At 70.7% G+C, this 3,112-nt stretch carries 4 protein-coding genes; all 4 read right to left on the reverse strand.

Annotation, left to right across the window (positions count from 1 at the left end; all coding sequences use genetic code 11):
* Positions 1 to 457 (reverse strand): bile acid:sodium symporter family protein (locus tag ACIQ6S_RS14220; protein WP_397608921.1); only part of this gene is annotated, 457 nt, incomplete at its 3' end.
* 30 nt (positions 458 to 487) lie between these two features.
* On the reverse strand, positions 488 to 1,516 hold the full coding sequence (locus ACIQ6S_RS14225) for a medium chain dehydrogenase/reductase family protein (protein WP_397608922.1): 1,029 nt from the start codon (positions 1,514 to 1,516) through the stop codon (positions 488 to 490).
* A gap of 5 nt (positions 1,517 to 1,521) precedes the next feature.
* Entirely contained in the window at positions 1,522 to 1,926 is a 405-nt protein-coding gene (locus ACIQ6S_RS14230) for a hypothetical protein (protein ID WP_397608923.1), read from the reverse strand.
* 98 nt (positions 1,927 to 2,024) lie between these two features.
* A partial coding sequence (locus ACIQ6S_RS14235; protein ID WP_397608924.1) for a DEAD/DEAH box helicase occupies positions 2,025 to 3,112 on the reverse strand: 1,088 nt, incomplete at its 5' end.

Raw genomic sequence — 3,112 nt, forward strand, 5'->3', positions numbered from 1 at the left:
CGATCACCACCGGCAGGATCACCAGCACGCCGACTTCGATGATCTTCCGCGTCGGCGGCGGCACGGCCTGTTCGCTGGCCATCAGCCATGCGAGCCCCAGCGTCACCCAGACGGGCAGTGTCACGAGAGCGAGCACGCTGTTGATGGCGGTCAGCGTGATGTTCAGCGCCACATCGCCGCGGGCGAGGTGCGAGAACAGGTTCGCCGTGACGCCGCCGGGCGAGGCTGCGAGCAGCACGAGGCCGAGGCCGAGTTCCGGGGGCAGTCCGAAGCCGATCGCCAGGCCGAAGGCCACCGGCGGCAGCAGCACCGTCTGCACCGCCAGCGCGACGACCACGGCTTTCGGCGCCGTGGCCACGCGCTTGAAGTCGGCGAGCGTGAGGTGCAGGCCGAGGCCGATCATCACGATGCCCAGCGCGATCGGAAGGAAGAGGCTGAAGATCGGGTTGTCGGCCATGGGGTCTCTGGTGCGGTGCGGCAGGCGGGCTCAGGGCAGGAGCACGAGCTTCCCGACACTCTGCCCCGACTCGATGCGCCGGTGTGCCTGCGCCGCGTCAACGAGCGGGAAGGGTTCCACCGGTGGCGGGACCAGGCGGCCGTCGGCGAAGCGTTCGAGCAGCCAGAGCATGCCCTCGCGCAGGCGCGGCGCTTCTGCGGACAGGAAGCTCAAGTTCGCTGCCAGCACGCTGCGGTTGCTGGTGGTCATCGCCAGCGGGTTGAAGCGCGGCGTGCGCCACCAGTCCCAGGCCAGCTTCAGCCAGTTCACCCGCCCGTCCTTCGGCAGCATCGAGGCGAAGCCATAGATCACCAGCTTGCCCATGGGCGCCAGCGCGTCGAAGCTGGCCTGCAGGGTCGACACGCCGTTGGCGTCGAACACGGCGTGGAAGCCCTCCGGGGCGATCCTTTTCGCTGACGCGACCCAGTCGCCCGCCGATTTGTCGATGACGTGGGTGGCGCCGAGCGCCTTCGCTGCGTCGATCTTGTGCGCGGCGCCGACGACGCCCGTGGCTTCGACCCCGGCGAGCCGCGCGAGCTGCAGCAAGGCACCGCCCACGCCACCGGCGGCGGAATGCACCAGCCACCGATCACCGGCCCGCGGGTACACCTGCTGGTGCGCCATGAACCAAGCGGTCAGGAACACCGTCGGCAGGGCCGCGGCCTGCGCGCTGGTCAGCGAGGCCGGTGTCGCGAACACGCGGTCCGTCGGCAGGCAAATGGCGCTGGTGTAGCCGCCGAACAGCGTCACGCCGATGGCGCGGTCGCCGGTTCGCCAGCCTTCCACGCCGTCACCGACCGCATCGACCACGCCAGCCACCTCGAAGCCCGGCGTGATCGGGTAGCCGTGCAGGCGTTTCGCGCTCTCGTAGAGGCCCATGCGGATGATGCCGTCGGCGTAATTGACGCCACAGGCCTCGACGCGCAGCCGCACTTCGCCGGGCTTCGGTACCGGATCGGCAGACTCGACGAGGCGAAGCGCGTCGTAGCCGCCGGGCCGTTCGATGACGATGCGACGCATGGGGTTCAAGCGACTGCCGGGCGGCGCCAGCGTGCCACGCCCAGGGCGATCGGCAGCGGGATCGCCAGCGTCGCGATGGCCATCCACAGCGGGTGCGGCAACAGGCTGAGATTGATGGCGCAGAGCCCCACCATCAGCAGGCCGAGGGCGATGCCGAGGCCCTTCCAGCGCGGCCGGGCGATCAAGGTGGCGACCAGCACTGCCACCGCCGTGGCGATGGCATAGGCCAGTACCACCCACGCCTTCGCCGCGACCGGCATCGATTCGACGATGGTCGCCATCTGTGCGTGGCTGTTCGGATCGATGCCCGCAGGCAGCGGCCACAGCTGGTGGCCGATGGCTTGGATGCCGGCCACCGTCAGCGACATCGCGACGGCGCCGGCGAGGAACGCGAGGATCAAGCGAAGCATGGACGTCTCACTCCCGAGGAGGGCCCAGACTGCGTCAGGGCGCGCCAAAAGGAAACGGGCCCGAAGGCCCGTTCCCGGTCCAGCGAGGGCGGGGCCGATCAGGCCGGACGCGTGCCGTCGCGGCGCTGGCCGCCCTGGCGCTGGCCACCGCCGCCACCGTCGCGGCGCGGGCCGCCGGCGTGGCCCTGCGGGCGGCCGCCGTCACGGCGCTGGCCGTGGGCGTGGCCGTCGCGGCGTGGGCCGCCCGGGTTGCCGGCCGGACGCTCGCCGTCACGGCGCGGCGGACGCGGGCCCTGCGGGCGACGCGCGCGCTGCTGGCCGGCCGTGCTGTCGTCGTTGATGTCGTTGCCGTCGCGGAAGCTCCAATCCGGCGGGAAGCCGTCGAGGCCGCGCACTTCCAGCGGGTCCTTCAGGATGCGCTGCACCTGGCGCAGCAGCTTCGCTTCGTCCTTGGACACGAGCGAGACCGCTTCGCCGGTGCAGCCGGCGCGGCCGGTGCGGCCGATGCGGTGCACGTAGTCCTCGGGGACCATCGGCAGTTCGAAGTTGATGACGCGCGGCAGGGCCGGGATGTCGAGGCCGCGGGCGGCGATGTCGGTCGCCACCAGCACGCGCACGGCGCCGCTCTTGAAGTCGGCCAGCGCACGCAGGCGGGCGTTCTGCGACTTGTTGCCGTGGATGGCCTCGGCGCGGATGCCGGCAGCGGTGATCTGCTTGGCCAGGCGGTCCGAGCCGTGCTTGGTCTTGGCGAAGACCAGGGTCTGGTCCTGGAAGTGCGTCGACAGCAGCTTCAGCAGCACTTCGCGCTTCTGCGTGTCGCGCACCGGATGCACGCGGTGGGTGACCATCGTGGCAACGGCGTTCGGCGGATTCACCTGGATTTCCTGCGGCTCGCGCAGGGCTTCCTTGGCGATCTCGCGGATGGCCTTGTCGAAGGTGGCCGAGAACAGCATCGTCTGGCGCTGCTTCGGCACCATCGCGATGATGCGGCGGATGGCCGGCAGGAAGCCGATGTCGAGCATGCGGTCGGCTTCGTCGAGCACCAGTACCTGCACTTCGCGCAGGTCGACGTTGCGCTGCTGCATGTGGTCGATCAGGCGGCCCGGGCAGGCCACGATGATGTCGACGCCGCGGCGCAGGGTGTTGGCCTGGTTCACCAGCGAGACGCCGCCGTAGACGACGGCCA

This window comes from Silanimonas sp., from assembly GCF_044377035.1.
Classification (GTDB): domain Bacteria; phylum Pseudomonadota; class Gammaproteobacteria; order Xanthomonadales; family Xanthomonadaceae; genus Silanimonas.